General features: G+C 70.8%; 19 protein-coding genes and 1 pseudogene. 8 read left to right on the forward strand and 12 right to left on the reverse strand.

Going from position 1 to position 23,404, the window contains the following annotated elements; genetic code table 11:
* The 4 genes and pseudogenes from JHAT_RS35625 to JHAT_RS31450 all read right to left on the reverse strand — a co-directional run.
* Positions 1–162, reverse strand: a pseudogene (locus JHAT_RS35625) (methylmalonyl-CoA carboxyltransferase); the annotation flags it as partial.
* A gap of 116 nt (positions 163–278) precedes the next feature.
* Positions 279–476: an acyl-CoA carboxylase subunit epsilon gene (locus tag JHAT_RS31435; protein WP_077801686.1), complete on the reverse strand. Its 198-nt coding sequence runs from the start codon at positions 474–476 to the stop codon at positions 279–281.
* A gap of 556 nt (positions 477–1,032) precedes the next feature.
* Positions 1,033–2,262, reverse strand: a complete 1,230-nt coding sequence (locus JHAT_RS31445) for a cytochrome P450 (protein ID WP_077801688.1) — start codon at positions 2,260–2,262, stop codon at positions 1,033–1,035.
* A 127-nt stretch (positions 2,263–2,389) separates the two neighbouring features.
* The gene (locus JHAT_RS31450) at positions 2,390–3,070 is read right to left on the reverse strand and encodes a ScbR family autoregulator-binding transcription factor (protein ID WP_077801689.1); all 681 of its coding nucleotides are present in this window, start codon (positions 3,068–3,070) and stop codon (positions 2,390–2,392) included.
* A gap of 383 nt (positions 3,071–3,453) precedes the next feature.
* On the opposite strand from JHAT_RS31450, the gene JHAT_RS31455 reads away from it, so the two are divergent.
* On the forward strand, positions 3,454–5,400 hold the full coding sequence (locus JHAT_RS31455; protein ID WP_077801690.1) for an acyl-CoA dehydrogenase: 1,947 nt from the start codon (positions 3,454–3,456) through the stop codon (positions 5,398–5,400).
* Between the two features lie 145 nt (positions 5,401–5,545).
* Here the strand turns inward: JHAT_RS31455 and JHAT_RS31460 are convergent, their stop codons facing one another.
* The 5 genes from JHAT_RS31460 to tap all read right to left on the reverse strand — a co-directional run bounded on the left by JHAT_RS31460 (position 5,546) and on the right by tap (position 11,816).
* Positions 5,546–5,926, reverse strand: coding sequence for a DUF6009 family protein (locus tag JHAT_RS31460; protein WP_077801691.1), 381 nt, complete (start codon positions 5,924–5,926; stop codon positions 5,546–5,548).
* The gene (locus JHAT_RS31465; protein WP_077801692.1) at positions 5,923–7,434 is read right to left on the reverse strand and encodes a phage/plasmid primase, P4 family; all 1,512 of its coding nucleotides are present in this window, start codon (positions 7,432–7,434) and stop codon (positions 5,923–5,925) included. The genes JHAT_RS31460 and JHAT_RS31465 overlap by 4 nt, the downstream gene beginning before the upstream one ends.
* Positions 7,431–8,543: a bifunctional DNA primase/polymerase gene (locus JHAT_RS31470; protein WP_077801693.1), complete on the reverse strand. Its 1,113-nt coding sequence runs from the start codon at positions 8,541–8,543 to the stop codon at positions 7,431–7,433. Before JHAT_RS31470 ends, JHAT_RS31465 begins: the two co-directional genes overlap by 4 nt.
* Positions 8,544–9,043: 500 nt before the next feature.
* A complete protein-coding gene (gene tpg / locus JHAT_RS31475) occupies positions 9,044–9,601 on the reverse strand; it encodes a telomere-protecting terminal protein Tpg (RefSeq protein WP_077801694.1) in 558 nt (185 codons plus the stop codon).
* Between the two features lie 76 nt (positions 9,602–9,677).
* Positions 9,678–11,816 carry a telomere-associated protein Tap gene (tap, locus tag JHAT_RS31480; RefSeq protein ID WP_077801695.1) on the reverse strand — a complete coding sequence of 713 codons (2,139 nt, stop codon included), beginning with the start codon at positions 11,814–11,816 and terminating at the stop codon, positions 9,678–9,680.
* A 289-nt stretch (positions 11,817–12,105) separates the two neighbouring features.
* Between tap and JHAT_RS31485 the strand changes: the two genes are divergently transcribed.
* From JHAT_RS31485 to JHAT_RS31505, 5 genes are all read left to right on the forward strand, one after another.
* On the forward strand, positions 12,106–12,630 hold the full coding sequence (locus JHAT_RS31485; RefSeq protein WP_077801696.1) for an AAA family ATPase: 525 nt from the start codon (positions 12,106–12,108) through the stop codon (positions 12,628–12,630).
* Between the two features lie 155 nt (positions 12,631–12,785).
* On the forward strand, positions 12,786–13,553 hold the full coding sequence (locus tag JHAT_RS31490) for a TnsA-like heteromeric transposase endonuclease subunit (protein WP_375603602.1): 768 nt from the start codon (positions 12,786–12,788) through the stop codon (positions 13,551–13,553).
* Entirely contained in the window at positions 13,553–15,841 is a 2,289-nt protein-coding gene (locus tag JHAT_RS31495) for a transposase (RefSeq protein ID WP_077801698.1), read from the forward strand. The genes JHAT_RS31490 and JHAT_RS31495 overlap by 1 nt, the downstream gene beginning before the upstream one ends.
* Entirely contained in the window at positions 15,838–17,127 is a 1,290-nt protein-coding gene (locus JHAT_RS31500; RefSeq protein WP_077801699.1) for a TniB family NTP-binding protein, read from the forward strand. Before JHAT_RS31495 ends, JHAT_RS31500 begins: the two co-directional genes overlap by 4 nt.
* A 3-nt stretch (positions 17,128–17,130) precedes the next feature.
* Complete coding sequence (locus JHAT_RS31505; protein WP_077801700.1) at positions 17,131–19,047, forward strand: TniQ family protein; 1,917 nt, start codon at positions 17,131–17,133, stop codon at positions 19,045–19,047.
* 330 nt (positions 19,048–19,377) lie between these two features.
* Here JHAT_RS31505 and JHAT_RS34835 read toward each other — a convergent pair whose 3' ends face one another.
* The 3 genes from JHAT_RS34835 to JHAT_RS31520 form a co-directional block, all read right to left on the reverse strand.
* Complete coding sequence (locus JHAT_RS34835; protein ID WP_077801701.1) at positions 19,378–19,674, reverse strand: hypothetical protein; 297 nt, start codon at positions 19,672–19,674, stop codon at positions 19,378–19,380.
* Between the two features lie 471 nt (positions 19,675–20,145).
* Positions 20,146–21,600, reverse strand: coding sequence for an NF041680 family putative transposase (locus JHAT_RS31515; protein WP_077801702.1), 1,455 nt, complete (start codon positions 21,598–21,600; stop codon positions 20,146–20,148).
* A 136-nt stretch (positions 21,601–21,736) separates the two neighbouring features.
* On the reverse strand, positions 21,737–22,144 hold the full coding sequence (locus tag JHAT_RS31520; protein ID WP_043495681.1) for a DUF3224 domain-containing protein: 408 nt from the start codon (positions 22,142–22,144) through the stop codon (positions 21,737–21,739).
* 474 nt (positions 22,145–22,618) lie between these two features.
* Between JHAT_RS31520 and JHAT_RS31530 the strand changes: the two genes are divergently transcribed.
* Both JHAT_RS31530 and JHAT_RS31535 read left to right on the forward strand, forming a co-directional pair.
* Complete coding sequence (locus tag JHAT_RS31530; RefSeq protein WP_077801704.1) at positions 22,619–22,885, forward strand: DUF6199 family natural product biosynthesis protein; 267 nt, start codon at positions 22,619–22,621, stop codon at positions 22,883–22,885.
* Between the two features lie 121 nt (positions 22,886–23,006).
* A complete protein-coding gene (locus tag JHAT_RS31535; RefSeq protein WP_171991149.1) occupies positions 23,007–23,291 on the forward strand; it encodes a hypothetical protein in 285 nt (94 codons plus the stop codon).
* Positions 23,292–23,404: the final 113 nt, after the last annotated feature.

Genomic DNA, 23,404 nt, shown 5'->3' on the forward strand with positions numbered 1-23,404 from the left:
ACGCTCACGCGCCGTCAGCTTGCCCTTGGCGTGCTGCGCCGCCGTCGCCTTCTCGCTCGGCCCGGCCAGCGCCTCCGCCCGTACCATCCCCAGCTCGGCCACACGCTCGCGCGTGGTCGCCGGCTCCGCGGAGACCCGAGGATCGTCATTGATGACCGTCACTGGACAACTCCCTCCTCGCGGTGCGGCCGACGCCGTTCCTTCAACGGACAACAAACCGCTGTGCCGGTTTGTTGCTGGCGCGCACACGAATGTACCAGGGCAGGAACTCCCCGGATCTACTGCCAGTTGTAGGGGGAGCGGTAGGCATCGAGGGCCCGTTCAGGGCTCCACGACGGGAGCTCGGGCGCCTGCTCGGGATCGGTGCCCGGGCCCTGCGCGGCCAGCATCGAGACCAGCACGACGGTGACCGCGGCCAGCTCCTCCGGCGTGGCCCGGCCCCGTTCCACTCGAAGTACGGCGTCCGTGCTGCTCATCGGCCGGCTCCCCCCTCGTCGGAACTCCCCGCAACCGTCGGCCACCCCGCTCAAGAGCCGCTCTCGGCCCGGTCGAGAAACGTCGGCCCACCGCTGCACCCCGGCCTGACGGCCCCGCCCCCGCCCGGCGCACGGGCACCCGTCCGGAGACACCCGGTGACCTGCGCCGACGCGCGAGAAGCACGGCCGCCCGGTCCCGACCGTGCGGGACAACGCCCTCACCGCGCCCGCCTCCGTGCACCCGCGCGGCGCCTCGGTGACCGAGCAGCACGACGGTCCACCGATGCACACCAACACGCCGGGGGGACGGCGTGTGTCCACCTGTCCCGACCGGCAGCCGCACGCCCCCTGCGGTTCCACGACCCCGCGCACCGCACGGTGATGCCGGGCGAGGCGGTGAGGATCCGGGCGACGTCCGGCACCTGTCGCGGGACCTGCCTCTGCCCCTGTCGTCCGACGGGCCACGCCGCGATGGGCACGACGGCCCGGTTCCGGGTGTCCTGACGGCAGCGGCGAGTGGCGCGCACCGGGTGCGCGCCACTCGCCGCCGCGGACGTCAGGAGCCGAGCAGTACCGGCAGCGAGCGGTACCCGTGGAGCATGAAGGTGGGCATCGGCTGGAGGTCGGCCGGCGCGCAGGCCAGCTTCAGGTCCGGGAACCGCCCGAAGAGCTCGGCGAAGGCGACGCCGGCCTCGATCTCGGCGAGCGGGGCCCCGAGGCACCGGTGCGTGCCGTGACCGAAGCCGAGGTGGCCGCCACGCCGCTCTCGCAGCAGGTCGAAGCGGGCGGCGTCCGGCCCGTGCCGCTCCGGCTCCAGGCCTCCCCCGTGGAACGCGACGATGATGGCGTCGCCCCGCTTGATCAGCACGCCGTCCAGGTCGATGTCCTCGACGGCGTACCGCAGGGGCGCGAACGCGGGGGGCGTGTGCACGCGCATGGTCTCGTCGACGACGTCGCCCCAGTCGGCACGGCCGGCGCGTACGTGCTCCAGCTGCTCGGGGTTCGTCAGCAGCGCGGCGACGGCGTTGGTGATCAGGACGGAGGTGGTGTCCTGACCCGCGGCGATCATCATGAAGAGGGTGCCGAGCAGTTCGTCCTCGGAGAGGCGGTCCTCCTCGTCCCGCGCCTCGATCAGCGAGGTGGTCAGGTCGTCACCGGGCTCCTCGCGCTTGGCCCTGACCAGCTCGGTGAGCAGCTCGTAGGCGCGCAGGCGCGCGGCGGCCACCTCCTCGGCGGCGAGGGTGCTGCAGAAGACCGTGTGCAGGGCGGCGCTCAGTTCGTCCGTGGCGGCGCCCCGGGGCACCCCGTACAGCTCGCAGATGACCCGCAGCGGCAGCAGGTCGGCGTAGGAGGTGCGCAGGTCGACCGGGGTTCCGGCCGGCACGCGGGCCAGGTCGTCGAGGAGTTCCGCCGCGATCCGCGCGACCTTGGGCCGCTGGTCCTGCGACCGCCGCGCGGTGAAGGCCCCGGCGATCAGCCGGCGCAGCCGCGCGTGGTCCTCCCCGTAGGAGAAGAGCATGTTCTCGTTGGCCGCCCACGGGTACAGCGGCCACTCCTGGGTTATCTCGCCGGAGATGAACGCGGGCCAGTGCTTGCGGGCGTCACGGGAGACACGGCGGTCCGTGAGCAGCCGCTCGACGTGCTCCTGCGCCACCACCGCCCAGGCGAGGACCCCGCCCGGCAGTTCCACCTGCACCGCGGGCCCCTGGCTCCGCAGCATCGCCGCCTCCGCGGCGAGGTCTCGCCCCGCCACGTCCAGGGCGTGAGGACAGGCTGTCGTTCTCATCGGCACTTCCCCTCGATGGGTCTTGCCCAGTGTGTGTTCCGACATGTCCGTACGCGCCCGGCCCGCGCCGCGTCGTTCCGGTCGTCCCGGTCGGCCGGGGCCTGCCCGGCGGGGGCTCGGCCTTCCGTCATTCGACGAGCAGTGCTTCGGCCTCCTGACGCAGTTTCATGGCCTGCTCGTACACGCGGGCGCCGCGGTCCGGCGCCATGTCGAGCTGGATGAGCACGGCCGGTACCGCGATGCTCGACATCAGGTGCCGCTCGATGGAGGCCACGCGTTCCGCGAGGTCGGCGTGCCCCGTCATGATCTTCGACAGGATCTGGGCCCCGGTGAAGGCCCCCACGAACACCTGCGCGGTGTCCTGGATGTCGACGTGGGGCAGGACCTCGCCGTTCTCCTTGGCCCGGGTCAGCAGCGCGACGTTGTGCTCGATCCAGCCCGCCATCGGGATCCTCCGGTCCAGGCCGTCCTGCGGGGCTCCCTGCTCGACGGTGAGCCTGATGCTGCCGCGCACCAGGGGGTCGCCCAGCACGAGCATGTGGGAGAGCAGGAAGGTGGCGTCCAGGCCCTCCTGGAGGACCAGCTCCTGCGGGGGCGGCTGCGGCATGGAGCCGAGCTGGTCGGCCAGCACCTCCTGGGCCAGCTCCTCCTTGGAGGAGAAGTGGAAGTACAGCGCTCCCTTGGTGACGTTGGCCCGCTGGTGGATCTCCGAGATCGTCGCCGCCTCGTACCCGACCTCGGCGAAGACCGCGGCGGCGGCGACCAGGATCGAATGGCGTGTCCTGATCGCGCGTTCTTGCAACGCCACGGTCCACCTCCGCTTGCAGGAAGAACACTCAAAAGAAACCGGCAGGTTCGTATCCTCCCATCGACTCAAGGGAGGTTCAAGCGGCCCGCGAGATGTCCCGAATGTGGTGATGGGGGGCGCTTCTCGAGGCTCTGAGCGGCCAAAGAAACCCTGTGGGCGGTTTCTGTTCACTCCGATCCGCCTCTATGACGGCTGCATATACCGGACCTCTTCCCGCCTGAATCGGGCATTCCGCTATCGCGGCGGGAGAGAACTGGTGGAGAACTTGTACATGTCCAGTCACTCTTTGCTCACTGATGACTTGTAAGAAAACCGGTAGGTCCGTATCTTCTTGCCCCACCGCACAGCACGTCTTCTGGATCTGCGACTACGGGGAGAGGGCCATGGTCCTTCTGACAGTCCAGCCCGAGAAACACTCCACAGCGACAGGCGGCAGGGTGGTCCTCCCGGAGCAGCGTCTCCCGGACGACCGGCTCCTGACCGGGGGACTGACGCCGGGCCGCTTCGCAGCACCCGCTCCCACCCCCGCCCAGGAGCTGGCCCGCCTCCTCTTCGACCAGGACGGCGAGCGCCACCGCGTCCACGCCCCCTGGCGCCGGCTCATCGCCAACGAAACGTTCCGCCACCGTCCGGGCCTCTCACCCGCCGAGCAGGTGACCCGGTCCTACGAACGCCTCCGCCTGGTCAACGACACCGTGGGCGACGCCGAGCGGCTGGCGCACGATCCGCACCTGCTGGCCGGCCTGCACGAGTGGGCCGCGATCGTGGACGGCGGCGGGGGCCTGTGCACGGTCGCGAGCATCCACTACAACCTGTTCCTGGGCAGCCTCCTGGACCACGGCGACGACGGCCGGCGCGACCTGTCACCGTTCACGTCCATGCGGCGCACCGGAACGTTTCTGTGCACCGAGCTGGAACACGGCAACGACAGCTTCGCGCTGCAGACCACCGCCGAGTTCGACCCGGACACGGGGGGGTTCGTCCTGCACACCCCGCACCCCGGCGCCCAGAAGTTCATGCCCAACACCAGCACCACGGGCGGACCGAAGTCCGCCGTGGTCGCCGCCCGCCTCGTCGCCGACGGCCGGGACCAGGGCGTCTTCCTCTTCCTCACCCCGCTCAGCGACGAGCGCGGGCTGCTGCCGGGCGTCAGGGTGCGCCGGCTGCCCGTGCGCCCCGGCGCGCCCGTCGACCACTGCCTGACCGCCTTCGACCGGGTGCGCCTGCCCCGGGAGGCCCTGCTGGAGGCGGAGCACGGCCGGCTCGACGACAGCGGCGCCCTCACCAGCACGCTGGGCAACCACCGCAAGCGGTTCCTGCGCTCGATCGGGCGGGTCACCGTGGGCAAGCTGTGCATGAGCGCCGCGGCGGTCGGGGCCTCCCGGGCCGCACTGTCCGTCGCCGTCCGCTACGGCGAGCACCGCCACGTCAGCGGCCCGCGGGCGGGCGACCGCGTCCCCGTCAACTCCTACCGCACCCACCACGGCAGGCTGCTGAAGGCACTGTCCACGGCGTACGGCATGACGTTCCTGCACCGGGCGGTCACCGCCCGCTGGGCCCGGCACACCGAGGCCGACCGGGCGGACGCGGAGCGCGAGGTGGCCGTCGCCAAGGGCTGGATCACCTGGCAGGCCCGCGCCATCGCGGCCGAGTGCCGCGAACGGTGCGGCGCACAGGGCCTGTTCGAGGTCAACGGCCTGGCAGGCTTCCCCGACTACATCGAGGGGACGATCACCGCCGAGGGGGACAACCTGGTGATCTGGGCGAAGGCGGCCGCCGAGCTGGTCTTCCACGGGGACACCGACGGCCGGGACGCCCCGCCCTCCCCGGCCGGACACGCCGACCGGCTGGACGACATCCGCTTCCTGCGCCACCTGCTGGCCCGCGCGGAGTCCATATGGCAGACCCGGGCCCGCGCGTCGCTGCGCCAGGGCCCCTCCAAGGACCCGATCGGCCGCTGGAACAACGCCTCCTCGGCCGCCCTGGAGATGGTGTCGGTGCACGCCGCGGTGCGCGCGGCCGACGCCTACCTCGACGCGGTGGACCGGGCCGCGCAGACCGGGGCCCGCGACCTGCTGGACGGCCTGTGCCGGCTGTTCCTGCTCACCCGGCTCGGTCCGCACACCGGTGACCTGCTCGCGGACGGTCACATGAGTATCGAGCAGGTCCGGGCCCTGCCCTTCGCCCTGGACGGGGTGGTGGCCGGCCTCGCGCCGCACATGATGACGCTGGTGGACGCCTTCGACCTGCCGGAGGCGTACCTGGCCGGGGTGCCCATCGCCAACAGCGGCAGCGTCCCCCTCGCCGACTACGCCGGCATCACCGACTGAGACCTGCCGCCCGGACCGGTCCGGCCGGGGGCGACCGCGCCCCCGCCCGGACCGAGACGCCGGTGCGGACCGGACGCCGGGCCCGGCGCACACGGGGCCTGCCGGACGGTCCTGCCGGGACGTCCCGGCGCGACGGCCCGCCGGTTCACCCGTACGACCGCGCCGGGCGCGGCTCGCCCTCCGACCGCTCGGTCTTGCGCCCCTTGCTGCCGGGCGCCAGCGTGCGCGGATCGACGGCCTCGGCCGGCGTGCCCGAGGCGTACAGGCCGTCGGGCGCCGTGTCCCGGTCGTGCGGCAGCAGCCAGAACACCCGCCGGCGGAAGGTCCCCGACGAACGGGACGGCTTGGCCTCGGGGCCGAGCAGCGCGTAGCCGACCATACGGCCGTCGCGGTGGTAGGCCGGCCGGCCCCGGCGGGTCGGCAGCCGGTCCAGGCTCTGGCGGACGTAGTCCAGCCGGCCGATGTCCTCGAGCCAGACCAGGCCGACCTCGTGGACTATCTCGTCCTCGGCGATGAGGGCGCTCATGCTGTCTCCTCGTCGGCGGTCAATCCGATGCCCGGGTAGTACTTGCGCTGGTTGGACAGGATCATCTCCTTGGGAGACGCCAGCCCCAGCACCTCGCGGACCCGTGACGCGAAGGCCCGGGACGAGACGGCCGGAGCCCCCTCATTCTGGCACCACGCCCTGTACGCCGCATACAGACCGGCCTGTTCCGCCCTCAGCCCCGGCTCCAGCCGGCAGGACTCACCGAGGAAGCGCCCTATGTGGTCCTCGGTCTCCGCGTACGCCGTGGTGGCGATGCGCACCCGCTCCGGCCCCAGCAGGTCCTTCTCCCCGCTCAGGTAGCGCCGTGCCCCCGTGATGAGCCAGTTGAGGATGCCGGGCCCCTCCTCGGTGACGAGGATGTCCGCCAGGTTGTCCACCTTGCGGTGGTCCGGCACGACCCGCTCGAACGGGATCAGCCGCATCCGCCGCCAGAAGGCGAAGCCGCCCGTCCCCACCTCGGGGCGGTGGTTGCCCAGCAGCCACAGCTTGTGGGTGGGCCGGAAGCCGAAGAAGTCCTGCCGCATCCGCCGGGCCTTGATCCGGTCCCCGCCGGTCAGCAGTTTCACCCGCGCCTCGTCGAACCGGTCCCCCGGCCTGACCTCGCTGCACACGATGACCCGGCGCCCGTGCAGTTCGGCCAGGTCGGTGGGGTGGCCCTCGTAGGGGCGGGCCATCAGGAACCCGGGCGGCGCGGCGTCCGCGTAGTCGCCGACGAGCTTCATCACCACGTCCAGCAGCACCGACTTGCCGTTCTTGCCGGAACCGAACAGGAACGGCATCACCTGCGCGCCGACGTCCCCGGTGATGGAGTAGCCGAGCAGCAGGTGCAGGAAGTCGATCATCTCCGCGCCCGCCGGGCCCTCGCCGAAGGTGTCGGTGAGGAAGCGCTCCCAGCGGGGCGTGGGCACCGGCTCGGGCGTGGCCGTGGTGGAACGGGAGTGGAAGTCCTTGCTCTGGTCGGGCACCCGCATCAGCCCGGTCCGCAGGTCGACGATCCCGCCGGGCGTGCACAGCGCGTACGGGTCGGCGTCCAGCAGCGCCGCGTTGAGCACCATGGCGGGCGCCGACTTGGCCTGGGCGAGCATCGCGTTGAGCCCGCTGGTGCTCAGGGCCCGGCGCCGGTGCTGCCGGAGCGCGTCCGTGCTGTGCAGTCCGCGCGGGTCGGTGGTGGCGAGGGCCTCGGCCAGGTCGCCCGCGGCCCACAGCACGGTGTCGTCCTCGTCGATCTGCCAGCGGGTGCTGTCCCAGCGGAACCAGCCGAGCCCCGGCACGTACCGGTAGTCGTCGGCGTAGAGCTTGACGAACAGTTTGGCGTTGCCCCGGTCGCTGAGGGTGTCGGGCAGCAGCCCGTCGGCGGTGGCCGTGCCGCCCGCGCCGGGCGGGTCCTGCTCCTCGTCCGCGGGGCGGGGCCTGGGCGGGCCCTGGGCCAGGATCTGCACGGCGACGGCGCGCGGGTCGAAGAGGGCGTTGTCACGGCCTCGGGTCACGACCGGCCTCCCAGGGACAGCGGGCGGCTGAGCCCCGCGCTCAGCCCGCCGCGGATGACGGAGCCGTAGCGCCGCTGCCGGCCCGGCCGGGCCTGCTCGGCCGCCTCCCGCAGCGCCCGCTCCGCCTCCTGCTCGGCCAGCAGCCCGGCGGCGACGAGTCCGCCGGCGGTGTAGGCGGCCCGGTTGAGCTTCTCGGTGAACGCCGCTCCTTCGGGTACGGCGCCGCACGCGGCGACCTCGGCCAGCAGTCCGGCCAGGACCCGGCCCGCGGCTCCGAGTCCGCCACCGGCGGCCAGTACGGCCTGCCGGGCCCGCGGGGGGACCGGCCGGGGCGCGGGCACGTGGACGGGCGGCAGGTGCCCGGTGCGCTCCAGTTCCCGAGCCAGCCAGGCCGGCAGCGGCGCGGACTCCCGCACCTCGCCCACCGCCTCGTACGTCCCCGCCCCGGTCACGGTGCCGGGGGCGACGACATAGCCGCCGTGCGCCCGCACGTCGACCTGCCAGGCCAGTGCGCGCCCGGCGCCGGAACCGGAGGAACACTGCCACCGGTGCCCGCCCACGGCCCGGTACCAGACGTGCAGGCCGCCGGAGGGCGTACGCACCCGCAGGGTCGACTCGTCCTCGGCGGGCGAGGCGGCGCCCCGCAGGACGGCGAGCACCGCCAGCGTGTGGAAGCCGTTGGCGAGCCCCGTCAGGTCCACCGTGTCGGCGATGTCGATACCGGGCAGCAGCCGGTCGCGCGCGGGCAGCCGGCGTGCGTGGGCGTCGATGTCGATGACGACCAGACCGGCCGGGCCGCACGCGACCCCGACACCGAACTCCGGGTGGGCGCCCCACCACCGCTCGATCCGGTCGAAGTCCAGGGTGGCGGCCCGGAACCCGTGGCACCAGCGTCCCAGGGCCAGACAGCGACACCCCCGGTGGGTGTGCCCGGGTTCACGGCAGGCCGCGCAGTTGGCCACGGGCGTCTTGCGTCCCGGGGCGAGCGGGTGGACCGGCCACCCGCGCCCGGCACACCAGCGTGCGACGGCCAGGGACCGCGTGACGCCGGCGGTGACAGCAGCGGCCGGCGGTGAGTCGCTGCGTGAAGCCCGCAGCTCATCGGTCATGTGTTCCCCCGTCAGCGACCGAAGCGACTCAACGACGGACACAGACTAGCGAAGCGTCGGTGACGAAAGGGGAACTCTGTGCGAATAACCGGTTCTCCGGCCGGTTCCACGTCCCGGAGGCGACGAGCGACCGAAGCATCCCCGCAGCGACCGGGGCGGCTTGCGGTCGCTGCCTCGAACGCTCGATGAAACCGCAGGTCAGAGCCCTGTGACAGTCCAGGCAGCGACTGAAGCGACTCAAGGTCCCTATATATGAAGCCCACACGCGCGCACGCGCCCGCACACACGCGCACACGCGAATGTCCTGATATACCGGGCCTAGAGTCGCTTCAGTCGCTGCCACCCCGTCAAAAATGCCCCTGAGCTGGCCTTTTGCCCGAGCGACCGAGCAGCGACCGACGCTTTCCGGGTAGCTGCTCGCCGGTCGCCCGGATCCGTAGGACCTCTCGAGCGGCTCTGCAGCGCCCCTGGAGCGGGCCTTCCCCGCCCCCCTCCCGGGTTCAGTAGCCGAGATCCAGGTAGTCGATGTCGTTGATGGCGACGTCCGAGAGGTCCGCGGCGCGACCGCCGCCGTCCTGGAAGTACACCTCCTTGAACCCCTCGGCGATGATCCCGCGCAGCTGCCGGTCGCCGGCCCCCGCCTCGCGGGCCTCGAACAGGCGGCGGGCGTAGTCCGGGGGGAGGTGCACGGTGAGCCGCCGGAACCGTCCGTCGTCGGTCGTGCCGACCGGCGCGGTGTAGCCGAACCGGGCCCTGGTCTCCACCGTGATCCCACCGGTGGTGGCGGCCTGCCGACGCCGGCGCCGGCGTACCTGCGGCTGCCACCGCCGCCGTACCGCCTCGTCGATCCTCGCGGCGACGTCGGCGCGGGCGTGCCTGCGGGCGCCGCGCCGGTAGCGGTTCACGGAGTCGGCGGTGACGCCGATCTCCCGGGCCACGGCCTTCGCGCTGCCCAACTGCCTGATCAGGTAACCGATCTGCGCCTTCAGTGTCTTCGGCGGTTCCCGGGTGAAGGCCTCCCGGTCGGCACGCTCGATGGCGTCCTCGATCTCTCCCACGGTTTCAGCTCCCTTCGAAGGCGGGGTCCCGGCCGCCGTCCGCAACGGCGTCGTGCCGGTGTCGGTGGTCGCGGCCTCACTCGCCCTCGTCGAGGACGGCGTCCCCGCCCTTGATGTGGCGGGCCGGGTTGAGGCCCTTCTCCATCAGATCGACCGCCCACAGCATCGACCGGACGCCCTCCGGCTTCGCCAGGCCCGGGGTGGGGCCGAGCCGGAACCCCCCGGGCTGGGGCTTGCCGGAGGCCGCGTACGGAAGGAAGGCGAGCGGGCTGTCACCGGGGCTCGGGTAGACGACGCAGTCGGACAGCACGGCGAGCGGGTACCGGCCCGTCATCTTCGCCATGTTGGCGAGCTTGCGGTGCATGTTGACCCGGGCCCTGCTGATGACGGCGGCGCGGATGTCGGGGCGCCAGGTCGGGCGTTCCAGGGCCGGCCACCGGTCCCCGTCCTTGTAGGTCCTGCCCTGCGGGCGCTCCCGGAGCTTGCCGATGCCGCCCTTCACGGTCGCCTTGACGGCGGCCAGCACGGCGGCCATGGCCGGATCGGCCTGCTTGTGCCGCTCCATCGCGGCGAGGAACTCCGTGTCGGACAGGTCCCGGGTGACGCCGAGGTCGGCGAGGGTGTCGACGTAGGCGTTCTTGAGCCGCTCGTGCCACGGGTCCAGGTAGGCGCCGGTCTCGCGGCGCAGGTACGCCTCGATCGGGTGCACGTCGTACCCGAGTTCCTGGGCGTAGGCGACGGTGTGCGTCTGGTACCAGGCCGGGCCGGTGGGGCGGGCGCCGTCCGGGGTGAACGGGCTGGGCAGACGCGGGTCCAGCTCGATGCCGGAGAGGTCGACCAGCCAGGAGCCGGGGATCTTCGGGTTGAACCTCGGGGCGTGGAAGTGGTCGGGCGCGGACAGGCCGACCACCAGGCGGGACGCGGCCGCGAGGAACGCCGTGTTCAGGTCCAGACCGACCGCGTAGGGCAGCATGCACTCCTCGTCGGTGAGCAGGTCCACCGGCCGCACCCACTGGTACGCCTCCTCGTCGAGGAAGCCGCCGCTCCAGCCGGAGTTCACGACGACGGGGTGCTCCGGGGTGGCCTCCGGCGGCGCCGGGTCCATCGGCTCCGTGCCCAGCGAACCCGGATTGTGGGCGGACACCCAGTTCCCGCTCTCCTCGTCGCGCTCCGGCCTCGTGGGCGGCCGCAGCGCCGTCATCAGCTCCAGCCCGGAGACCGCCGTCGATCCGCGCGGGGTGATGACCCGCCGGGCGTAGACGCCGAGGACACGGGCGATCTCGGCCGGCTCCATCCCGCTCACGCCCGGCCAGGACCGCTCGTCGAGGGCGTCCCACGAAAGGACCGCCAGCTGCACGCACTGCCGCTCGCGCCCCTGGACCTTGCGGTAGATCCGCGCCCACGGGCCGAACCCGCGCCGGGTGAGCCGCCACTTCGCCCTCGTCACCTGCCTGACCACCGGGTGGTCCTCCGGCAGGCGCAGGGAGCGGCGCTGCTCGTGGCCCTCCAGGCGCTCGGGCAGCCCGAGCTTCACGGCGGCCGCGGCGGTGAGCACGATCAGCGGGTCGGAGTCCTTGCCGTGGCGGTGGAGCCTGGGCGCACCGAGGCCGGACTCGCGCAGCGTCCACTCCACCAGCTCCGGGACGGTGGTCGCCGGGCAGTCGAGCACGATCCCGTCGACGCCGTACGCGCAGCCGTCACCGTCCAGCACCGCGAGCGGGCCGTGCGGGAACCGCGGATCGGCCGCGGGCCGCGCCGCCTTCCCCGCCGCCGGGCGCCGTGACACCGCAGGACGCGCGGCGGGCCGCTCGGGCGCGGTCGCTGCGGCGGGGAGCCTCGCGGGCGCGGCGGTCCCCGCTCCGGGCGCGGCGGCGGACGCGGCGGGTCCGGTGGACGTCACCGGCTGCGGCACGACGGCCGGAGCGGCCGTCGAGGAGGGCTCGGCCGTCGCGGCGGGGAAGCCGTGCACGGGGTACTTCGCGGCCCAGCCCTTCAGCAGCCGCTGGTACGCCTCCAGCCTGGGCGTGCGAGGCTCGGAGCGCCCGTTCTCCCAGTTCTTCACGCTCTGCGTCGTCGTCTTCAGCGCGCTCGCGAGACGGGCCTGGGTGATGCCGGCGGCCTCGCGCAGGCGGGCACGCTCCGCCGGGGGCGGGAGCTGCGGCTCCTCCTCCAGCAGCGCGTCGATGTTCGCGAACAGCTCTTCCTCGGATGCCATACAGGTCTCCCTCCTCCCCGGACCCTAGCATTCTTAACCCGCTCATTTAACTCTTCCATGTAACCCAAAACAATTAAGTGACCTGCGTGTTCTCGAACTTGCGACGGAGAGTTTTAGTTGGCGGATGAGCACGCTAGTTGGCGGATCTTGGTCTCGTAACGCTGTGTTGCGACTTGTTAGGATGGGTGACACCCGATCTTGGTGGTTGACGCCTCCAGAGAAGCGCCTCAGCCGTACCTGAATTCCGCTCCGACCGTTCCTGCGGACCGCGCAGCGGTAGCGTCGGCCCATGATCGTATGGCTCAACGGCACCCACGGCGCAGGCAAGACGACGACCAGTGCACTTGTGCAGCAGCTGATCCCGGATTCGCGGGTGTTCGACGCCGAGAAGGTCGGCGAGACACTCATGGACATCACGCCGGGACTGCCCGCGACGGACAACTTCCAGCACTGGCCGCCGTGGCGGCCACTCGTAGTCGAGACCGCTCGCCGCGTACTCGACTACGCCGGCGGCACTCTGGTGATGCCCATGACTGTATTGGTCGAGGAGTACTGGCGCGAGATCAGCTCGGGCCTTGCCCAGCATGGGATTCCGGTTCGGCACTTCGTCCTCCATGCCGACCAGGACACCCTCCGCAGGCGCATCGCGGGCGACACCGTTCTTGGCCCCAACTCCCCGTTCCGTCTCAAGTACCTTGAGCCCTACGCCGAGGCGGCCCGCTCGTGGCTACACGGCGAGGCCGAGGTCGTCGACACCACGCACCTCACGCCCGCCCAGGCCGCCCAGCAGATCGCGGAGGCCGTCAAGAATTGAGGTCCGCCCCCACGCTCTGTCATCTGCCCCGAAAAGTCGCAGTTGTGATCAGTTCCGAAGAACGGTCCCCGTTGCCGGTCGGATGGTGCTGTGCTGTGTGAGTGGGCGAGGTAGCAAGGGCAAGGATCCGATCGGATTCAAGTCACCTGGACCAGTTGGTCACGGAGTACGACGGGGATGCCCGGCTGAGGGATCGGCTGCGGCTCGGGGACGGCTGGTCGCGTCGGTGGAGCTCGACATGGCGGGTGGGTGCCGGGGAAGTCTGCTGGCCGATCCGGGATATGGCTCATGTTCCGGTGCTGTCGTCGCGGCCGATGCGGGGGTTCACGTGGCGGGCGAAGCAGCGGCATCGGCCCGGGCTGGAGGTGATGGCGTCGACGGGCCGGAAGCACGGCTTCGAGTCGTTGGAGGAGATGCGGCTGCTGGTCGCGCTGGACTTCCTGAGGGCGTCGGAGGTGCTGTCGCAGCCGTTCCGGCTGGACTTCGAGTACGTGGGCGGGCAGGCCTGGCACATCCCGGACTTCCTGGCCGTGATCGGCGGCGGGATGTGGCTGATGGACGTGCGTCCTATGGAGCTGATCAAGGACGAGGACGCGCTGAAGTTCGCGGCGGCCAGGGAGGTGGCGGCGGCATGCGGCTGGCGGTACTCGGTGGTCGCGGGCTGGTGCCCGCATGTCTGGAGTGTCCTTGATCACTTGTCCTCGCGCCGTCGGCCAGCGAGGGATCTGCTGGGCATGCGGGACCAACTGCTCACGATCATCAGCGGCCGGGAGGGACGCGTGATGACGTTCTCCACGTTGGCGGACGCGACCAGCGTGCCGTCCGTCGGCCGGGCCAACATCGTCCGGCTGCTCTGGCAGCGCGAGCTCGGCGTTGATCTGGGCAGTCCCTTGCGCGACAACTCGCTGATCTGGGGGGTGTGATGGCGGCGAGGGGGTTTTTGCAGGTCGCGCCGGGCAGGCGGGTCGCGCTCAACGGTGTCGAGTGGACGGTGGAGGATGTCCACGGCCAGCTCGGCCGGCTCGTGCTCGTGGATGGCGGCGGTCACGCTGAGACCCGCTCGTTCCGCTGGCTCATCAACCACGCCGACCTGCGACTCCTTCCGCCGGCCGAAGCGCCTGGGCGGCCGGCGCCGGTCTCCCGGCAGCCGAGGACACTGGCCGACCTGACCGAGGACCAGCTGGAGCGGGCCCGGCTGCGGGCTGCGCATGTGCTGGAGGCCGAGACGGGGTTCCGGGAGGGGCACCCGGCTCGGGCCCTGCCCGGAGAGCCTCGCCCGGCTTACGACCCGGACCGCACGACGCTGACCCAGCGGCGGCACGCGAAGGCGGCGGAGATGAAGGCGATGCCCCGTCCAGAGGCGGTCCGGCTCGGTCTGCAGCACCTCAGTTTCCGGACGCTGGAGCGTCTGTCGGGACTCGCGGGCGACAGTCTCCTGCTGGCCTGCGCGGACGGACGCTGGACCCGGCGACGCAGTGGCCACCGCAGCGTCACCGAGGAGGTCCGTGAGGCGATCTTCGCGGTCAAGGCCGAGTGCGGGGAACGCGCCCGCCTGAGTCTGGCCGCCCGGCACCGGTTGATGCACCAGTACATGCGCGAGCGGTTTCCGGCGTTTCCGGCCGAGAAGATCCCTTCCCGTTGGACGTTCGCGGACGTCTGGAAGGAGTGGTTCGGGCCCGGAGGCGCCCGGCCACGCTACGGACGGACGGCGCAGGCCGCCGCGGAGGCCGGTGTTTCGGGCCGGATGGTGGTCCACCGGCCGGGCCAGGTCCTGGTGCTGGACTCGACCCCGATGCCGGTGAAGCTGCGCGAGACCGTGTTCGGCGACGCGGTCACCGCGACGCTGACTCTCGCGCTCGATCTCTACACGCACGGGCTGCCGGCCTTCCGGCTGACGCTGCAGTCCGACACCTCGGTCGACGTCGCGATGCTGCTGCGGGACGTGATGCTGCCCCTTCCGATGCGGGAGGGCTGGGGCGAGGACATGGAATGGCCCTACGCCGGGGTCCCGGCCGACGTGATCGCCGAGTTCACCGGGCACAAGGTCGCCGCCCTGCCGTTCTTCGCCCCGGAGACGGTCACCACCGACCACGGCGGCCCCTACAAGAACCACGACCTGGTGGAGGCCGAGCGGGAGATCGGCTGCCGGATCCTGCCCGCCCGGGTGCTGCGGCAGAGCGACAAGTTCGCGGTCGAGCGCCAGTTCCTCACGATCCAGACCATGCTCTTCGAGCACCTGCTGGGCTTCACCGGCGGCGACGTCGCCGACCGCGGGGCCGACCCGGAACGAGACGCGAGCCTGACACTCGCGCAGGCCGAGCACCTCATCGCGACCTGGATCGTCCAGATCTGGCAGAACCGCAAACTAGGCGAATACGCCCCAAGCTGGGCACCGGGTGAGGACCACAGCCCCAACACCCTGTTCGCCGCGGCGATGGAACAGGGCGGCTTCGACCTGGACTTCCCCGAACCGAGCTTCTACTACAAGGTCCTGCGCAAGCACCACGTGAAGATCCACCCCCGTCGCGGGGTGAAGATCCTCGGACTTTGGTATCACCACCCCGTCCTCGACGAGCCGCGCTTCCAGCAGCCCTCCGCCCGAGGCGGCAAACACGCGGGCCAGTGGGTGGTCCGCAGTGACCGCAGGGACCGCCGGCAGGTGTTCTTCCAGGATCCTGCCGACCACGAGACCTGGCACATCCTGCGCTGGCGAGGACTGCCGCCCGAAGGCGAGATTCCCGCCTTCTCCGACAAGACCGCCGACGCTCTCCTGGGACACGTGAAGGCGAACAAGATCAGGATCCACTCCGAGAGCGAGCTCCTGGAGCATCTGCTGGAGATCCTCGGCTCGGTCACCCCCGTCGACCAATGGCCCAGCCAGGCCGAGAAGAAGGCCGGGAAGAAGCGGCGCGTCGCCCAGGCCCGTGAGATCGCTCGCGCGCAGACCGCGGCGGCCGACCGCCCCACCGCGCCCGCCCCCGCGGACGAGCCGTCTGCGGCCCGGATGCCTGCCGCCTGGGCCGAGCACGCCCGCATGATCGACCGGGCGGTCGACACCGACCGCCGCCGACGACGGGAAGAAGCACTCGCCGGCACCCGGCCCCTGGCTCCGCCGACGCTGCACGAGGCCCTGAACCGGCGGCACATGTTCCTGCCTTTGCCGCGCGACGACGCGGACGCCGAGACGACTGTCCGGGAGGACGGCGCATGACCCGAGCCCTCTCCCACGGTGATCCGCTGGAGGGCCTGCCCTCACGAGCCAGGATCGCCGAGTTGATCCTGGGCGGGCACCCGCCGCGCGACACCTACGTCGGCTGGCAGAGCTACCGATCCCGCCGCGGCCTGCTCCTTCCCGCTCCGGCGATCTCGCCGCAGCAGTGGAGGACGACCCCGGAGAGCCGCCGCGCGGACTACGACCTCTTTCGCCACCTGACGAACGCGAACCTCCCGCTGCAGGACACCCCCATGCACGACAAGGTCGGCAGGCTGATCCGGCGCCGGCTGCGCGGGAACACGATGAAGCAGGACGACCCGACGCGCGCCGGCGTCATGGTCAGCGGCTGGGGCAACTACGGCAAGACGGCATCGGTCTGCTCGACCGCGGCCGTCTTCGAGGACCACTGGCTGCAGATGCACAGCTACCTCAAGCCCGGGACTCTGCCGGGCACCCGCGACATCCACGCGCCGGTCGTCTATGTCTCGACGCCGGTGACGGCGTCACCGAAGAGCCTTTGCGCCTCCATCCTGGGCTTCTTCCGCGCCGAGATGCGCAAATCGGCGACCCTCCCGGAATTGGTACGGCAGGTCGCCGACTCGCTGCACGACCACGGCGTCAAGGCGATGATCCTGGACGATGTCAGCCGGCTGCGGATGCACCGGGCCGACGACCAGGACGTCCTCGACCTGATCCGGGCCTTCATGAGTCTGGACGTCACCCTGATCCTGACCGCCGTCAACATCCCCGGCATCGGGCTGCTGCGCGAGTCCAAGTGGAACAAGCGGACCGGGCAGTGGGAGATGCCACCGCTGGAGTCGACCCGCATCCACGGCCTGGAGATCACGCAGACAGAGCACCGCTTCGAGCTCATCGAACTCGACCGCTTCCGCTACACCACGCCGAAGCAGATCCAGGCGTTCGTCAACCACCTGGACGGCATCGAGCAGCACCTGCGGCTGCTGAACGCGACGCGGGGCATGCTCACCGACGGCACCATGCCGGAATACCTGATGCGCCGCACCGGCGGCGTCGTCGGACTGCTCGGGCGGCTCATCGAGGACGGCGCCCAGGAAGCGATGGACAGCGGCAGAGAGGTCCTCGACGAGGACCTGCTCGACGAGATCGTCCTGCGCCGGGAAGAGATGACCGACGCCCCCGACGAACCCAGTTCCCCGCCCCCTGCGCCCGCCGCCCGCCGGACCTCCGGCGCGAAACGCCGGCCTCGCAACACCGTGTTCGACGATCAAGGACCACGCGCCGCCGAAGACAGGACGGGCTGACCCATGCCCGCGGCCCAAGCCCCGCTGCCCAGGAGCCTTGAGCCCCTGCCCGACGAAAGCCTGCCCGGCTTCCTTCTCCGCCTGACTCACCGTCTTGACCTGACTCCGCACCAGTTGGCACGGCGAGTCACGCTGATCCCCCCAGATGATCCCCATGCCAGGGTCTCAGCGGCGAATCTGCTGATGATGCAGCCGGCTCGCCTGCACGCCTTCGCCGAAGTGACCCGGATGACCACCGCGGACGCCGACGCGCTGACGCTCAGGTCCTACGCCGACCGCTACCCCGCCCTTGCCCAGGCACTGGTCCGCCCGGGAAGCATTCCTCGCCCCCGCAGACTGTCTCAGCCCTGGTTGCTGATGAACCATTCACGCTACTGCCCGGCCTGTCTCGCAGGCGATGGAACGCCGATCCAGTCTGCCCATGGCGGGCCCTGGAAGCGACAGTGGCGGCTGGCTGTCACCTTCGCCTGCCTTGATCACTGGACCTTCCTTCGCAGCGAGTGCCCGCGCTGCCGGCTGCCCGCGCTCAGCGGCAGATCCGGGAGCCCCTTGACGTTGCTGCCCGCCGCCAACGCGCCGAGGCTTCACCCCGCGCAGTGCCGCAACTGGCTAGACGGTTCTGGCAAGCGGGGTGAAGTCTGCGGTCACCGCCTCGACGGCGCCGAGCCCGCCGCCGCGGCCCTGACCCCGGAACTCGCGGACCTGCAGACCGTCCTTCTGGACCTCCTGGACAGTGACGAGCCCGCAGAGCTCGCCTCCCAGCGATTCGCCGATCTCCAGGTCGCCATCTCCCTGATCCAGGCGGGCTGGCCCGTCGCGGCCGAACTCGCCCCCGCCGCGACCCGGGCCATTCTGGAAGCGCATCTCGCACCGCAGCAGCAGGATGGTCACGGCCCCGGCCCAGCGGCCGAAAGCGCCGGCTCTCCACCCGAAACCGTCTGGAGCGCACCACCGGGGGACAGCATCGCGACCGCCGGTCTCCTCTTTGCGGCCTACCACCTGCTCGCTCAGGATTCCTCCGGACCGCGCAGCGCGCTGCCCCAACTGCTGCGGAATCTTCCCACCCGCGACGATCTCCGCTGGGGCAGGACCTGGCACATGCTCGCTCACCAGGCTTCTCCCTCGCTCCGGCGCCGGATCGACCAGGTCTACCGGCACAGGCTCTCCGCCGACTGGATCCGGCAGGGAGCCCCGACACTGAGGGCCTCCAGGGCGAACACAACCCAGAAGGTCTTCGCCCCCACCAACACCCTCACGGATCTCGGGATCGCTCCTGAGCACATCCCGCAGTGTCTCCCCGGCTCCTGGCTGCTTGCCGCCACCCTGAAGGACGCCGAGCGGGACCTCACCAGCTACCGACTCCGGCGCGTTCTGCCCGTCCACCTGGTCCAGGCGATCAGCGATATGAACTTCCTGGAAGCAGCCGCGTTCCTCGGCATCCCCACGTCCTGGACCACGCAGAACCGTCTGCGGATCAAGCCACTGGATCCCCGTCGCGACCTCAAGAACGGAGACTTGCCGGCCACGCTGCGACTCTTGGCGCAGCACGTCCTCGGCCAGGAGAAGGTCGATTACCGGGCCCGCCGCATGCAGTTCTCCCGCTGGTCCATCGACGACAGGACATGGGACGAGCTCTGCCGACAACGGCCTCCAGGCCGAGGCCGGAAGCCGAACGAGCACACCCGAGAGTGCGCATCCGCCTTCGTCTGGAGCTACATCACGGGAAGCGAGTTCGCCCTCGCCCCAGTCTTCCAGCCACCGATGCGGCCCCACGACCGGACACTCTCGCTGGACATGCCGCACCTGACGAAGCTCAGGCGCTGGGAATCGAAAGAACCGCCCGTCCCCGCCTCCTGGCTCTGCACGGCCCTCGAGGAACACGCCAGACAGGTGATCGCCACCATCAGTCACGCATCGTGACTAAGACGGATCCCGGCCCGCCAGCTATCGCCCTCAAGATCCGCCAACCAGTTCCCTCCACCTGCCGGCGACCTGCACCGAAGAGAGCATCACCCGCCAACTACGATTCTCGGTCACAGAACTGTCAGCCAGATGCGGTCGATGCGGTCGGGGCAACGGTGCGGGACACCCCGGACCCTGCGAAAACCGCAGGGTCCGGGGTGGGGGAACCGCACGAGTTCGACGGTTGGCCGCGTACCGGCACCGAGCCGGGATTTCCAGCGTGGTCCCGGATCGCGGCACCGGTCCGCGGCGTGAGCCTCGCACCTGGAGACTTCGAGAGGGACCACATCACCCTCGCGCTGCCGCAGGAGCCCGCGGACGGCATCGCGGGATGGGCGGCCGACCGGTGAGCATGCCGCGGGCGGAGTAGGTCTGGGTGAACGTGAACTGGTGCTGCTGCTGGGTGGAGGCGCCGTTACGCCAGGTGGTCTTCTCCGGGGCGCTGTTCCAGCCCTCGCGGATCAGGACGGGCGTGACGCGGTCGACGGGCCGGCACGTGTCCCCGCTCCTGGCGTTCGTACCGGCGAGGGCGACCTGGTCGGCCGCGTCGCTCTGCGAGGAGGCGGTGGTGAACACGTCGGTCACGGAGGTGCCGGCGACGGCGCCGGCAAGCAGACCGCCGGCGAGTACGGCGATGATCAGCGGCCGGGCCTTGCGGTGGGGGGACAGCGGACATGCGGATGCTCCCTCAAGGAATGAGTGGGTGAGGTGACCCCGGGCCGGTGCCTCGGGGCGGGCCGTGCGGACGGCTGCTCGCCGCGTTCGTGGAGACCGGGCGAGAGGAGACGCGGCTGACCCGGATGCGTTTCGGCGCCTGACGCCGTTCCGGGTGGGCCGGTCGGTGGCAAGAGCGTGCCGGGTGCGGCCGACGATGGGCAACGCATGACGGCGTCTGGGACAGTCCCGAGTCGTCCATGCAGGTCAGCACCGGTTTCCAGGGACGGGACGCCGTCCTTTCGGCAGGGTGCCGCAGGGCGTGGACGGGCCGGGACTGTCCCAGACGCCCGAAGATCTGGCGAGACACCGACGCGACGAAACAGCCTCTCAGCTTGTCTTTTATGGCCTGAACTGGTCACGCTTGGCGATGGTCTCGGGTCGTCTGACCGCTTTGCCCACGTCGTAGCGGGTGGCGGGGTACCGGTTCTTCGAGCCAAGGGGCCTGCCGGGGCCGGGCCGGTTGGGTTTCGGCGGACGGGCCGGACACGGCAGGTTCGGGCGGAGGTTCCTGAACCCTCGGCGGACCCGGGCCGGGGTGAGCCGGCCAAGCTCGGCGGGCTTCTCCCACGGCCGCCGCAAGTCGGCGGCGGCCCCGCGCAGAGGGCGGATCTGGGGGTGCGCCGCGATGATCAGCCAGGTCCAGCGTTCGCCGGCCTCGGGGGTTCGCAGCTTCGGGCGGGTCCACCCGAGGGTCTGTTTCATCAGCCTGAAGAGATGCTCGATGTCGAACCTCCTCAGGAACGCCTGCCAGCGCACGTCGACGTCCTCGCCAGTCAGGCCAGTGGCAGACGACCAGAGCCAGAGCGGAAGCGGGTCGCCTCCGCCAGGCAGGCGGTCGACCTCCAGGCGGATCGACGTGCCTTCGATGATGGGGAGTTCGCCGGTGTGATCGATCCACGCGGAGCGGGTGGTCAGACGAGGATGGATGCGGTCCCAGGCCATGGCGCGGGCGGTGCCGTAGCGGTCGGTGACCTGCGCGGTCGCGGCGTCCGGCTCGCCCCAGGTGTCCGACTTGGCGAAGCGGAACTCCTTGCCGTGCTTCGGCGGTCGCCCGCCCTGGGGATAGGCCAGGGCGTACTCCTTGCGCGAGGGCGTCTGCCGTCGCATCACGCGGTCGGAGCGCATCCGCCCCAGCACCTCGACCGGGAGGGCGTCGAGGAGATGAGCCATGCGTGGGGCGTCGTAGCCGGCGTCGAAGACGACGAGGATGTCGCGGTCCCCGATGTGCCAGCGGCCCATCTCGATCAGGTCCGTGACCACCCGGCGGAGCTGGACGGCGGTGACCTCGGCGACGTCGTCCTCGGGCCCAAGACGAACGGCGTCCAGGAGCTGGCACCAGAACGTCCGGCCCGATTCGAGGGCGGCGACGAACGAGTAGGGCCAGCCGGGGACGAACTGGTCCGAGGACCGGCCGCTGCGGCCGTAGACGTGGCAGAACAGGCGGTCCGCGCTGGTCGGCGCGTCAGGGCGGAGCCAGTTGGTGACGTCGACCGCCAGGACCAGGCGCCCGTCGGCGGCCCGCGGCATCGGCAGCCCCGCCAGCACCTGCCGCAGCCGGGGCACGTCCACGCTCCCGTGGTTCAACGCCTCGTACATCGCGCCGTGCCCACGCCGGTGCTCGGCCACCAGCGTCAGATCCACCGGCGAAGTCACCGGACCGTCCGCGCACAGCAACGCGTCGACCAGCTCGAACAACTCGTCCCCGCGCGCGGCCAGACAGTCGAAGAAGTCCTCCCGGAAGCGTGACGCCACCGCGAACGGCTCCCGCTGGATGCCAGGTTGCTGCAGACTCATTTCCCCACGGCCTTCGTGCTGGTCAGGTGCGTCTTTGGTCGGAGCACAGGATCAGACGAAGGCCGTGTTCACGTCCCCGGAATCCTCATTCAGGCGATCATGTTCGGGCTAGTTCGAAGCCGACAAGAGCCGCCGTTTAGCCGAGCTGGTAGTCGAACCAGATGCGATGCGTGCCGTCAGCATCAACGGCCATCCCTCCGGCCCCGGAGATCCCGGCCAGCTCGCCGGTGCCGCTTGAAGGCACGATGGTGAAGAACTCCGCTGTGCGGTCGCTGCCGGATGTTGTCGCCGAGTGCACGAAGTTGAAGGACCCCTGCCGTCCCTGCATCGAGCCTTCGAACGACTCCATGGCCACATAGGTGCCGACGCTGGTCGACTGGTCGAACGCGGCAGTGAACAGGGTCGCCGAGCGTCCCACGACCTCTCCCTCGAAGTGCTTCTCCATCGTCGCGACACCTACCGGGAGTCCAGTAGACACGGCAGGCTCGGGCTTCAGCTCAGTCGGGACAAACGCTTTGACAGTGAAAGTTGCCGTAGCTCTCATGCGCCGACCGTACCGAGGCGGTCTGACAAACGCGGCTGGACCATAGGCCCCCGGCGTCGGGAGGCGACAGAACCATAAAGAACAAGCTCAGGAGCTGCTGGGCCGGCACCGACGACCGGATCCCCGGGTCACTTGGGTCGCTGCCGGTCTCCTCCGCGCCCTCCCCGCTGCGACCCTGCACGCCCCTCGCCCGGCTGGGCGCCTGGGGCTCGGCGAACTGCTCCACCACCCTCGTGTCGTGCGTCCGCAGCGCCTCCAGCAGCTTCGCCGACCCGCCGAACGCCCGACTGGTGAGCATGCCTCGTCCACAATGACCAGATCCCACCCTGGAAAGCCAGCCTGATGTGCGCGTTCCAGGGTGCCCAGAACGCTGCCCCAGAGCAGTTCCAGAGCCTGTCTGCAAAACAGAACGAATCACGAAGCTCTGGGTCCCCTGCTCGTTTCCTGAGTTCGCGTCAGGGAACCCGAAAGTCCATGAATCACGATGTCATCGTGCAGGCCTCCTCCGAAGACAGCGGCACCAACCCGGCCATCATCTTGCTCCTGTGCCTTTTCCTGATCATGGGCCTGGTCCAGGTCATACGCCCTCAACTGCTCTGGCGGGCAAACAGCCGCCTCCAGCGTGGTTGGGTGAAGAACCCCGACGCGACCGAACCCACCAACAAGGGGTACGCGATGCAAAGAGCGACCGGGGTGCTCTTCTTGGCAGTCGCCACATGGATGCTCATTCAGAACATCTGACTACGAGCCAGTCCCTCCCCAGCCCTCCTCGGAGTATCTCCGAAGCCGGTGAGGCCGCCCGTTTTCGTCCCTCTCCCAGGGGCCGGGAGGCAAGGGACGGGCAGAGGGTAGGCGGATAAGCATGGACGGCACACGACTTCGACAGGACGAGCAGAGCTCACAGGAAACCCGTGCCCGGGGAACGATGCGGATCTGGCGGTGGGCCAGGTGGGCAGCACTTGTCCTCGCGGCCGGCTGGGCGGTGAACTGGGCCGTCAATCTCATCCAGGGCGATCAGGGATGGGATCTGTGGTGGCCTCTGGTCAGTACCGTCATCTGGACAGCGTTGGCCGTGCACGGCTTCAGGACCTACCGCCGGATCAGGACAACGACCCTGCCGGCCATCACCGGCCGCCCGTCCACCTGACCGCCTCGGCCGCCCCGGCATGTAGACGGCGGAGCACCGGGGGCTGACCCGCCGGACCCGCGACCCGATCAGCCTCGCGGGGCCGGGAGCTCGCCGGGCTTCACGTTGACACT

Origin of the sequence: Streptomyces sp. JHA26 (genome assembly GCF_002005565.1) — a bacterium.
Lineage (GTDB): Bacteria > Actinomycetota > Actinomycetes > Streptomycetales > Streptomycetaceae > Streptomyces.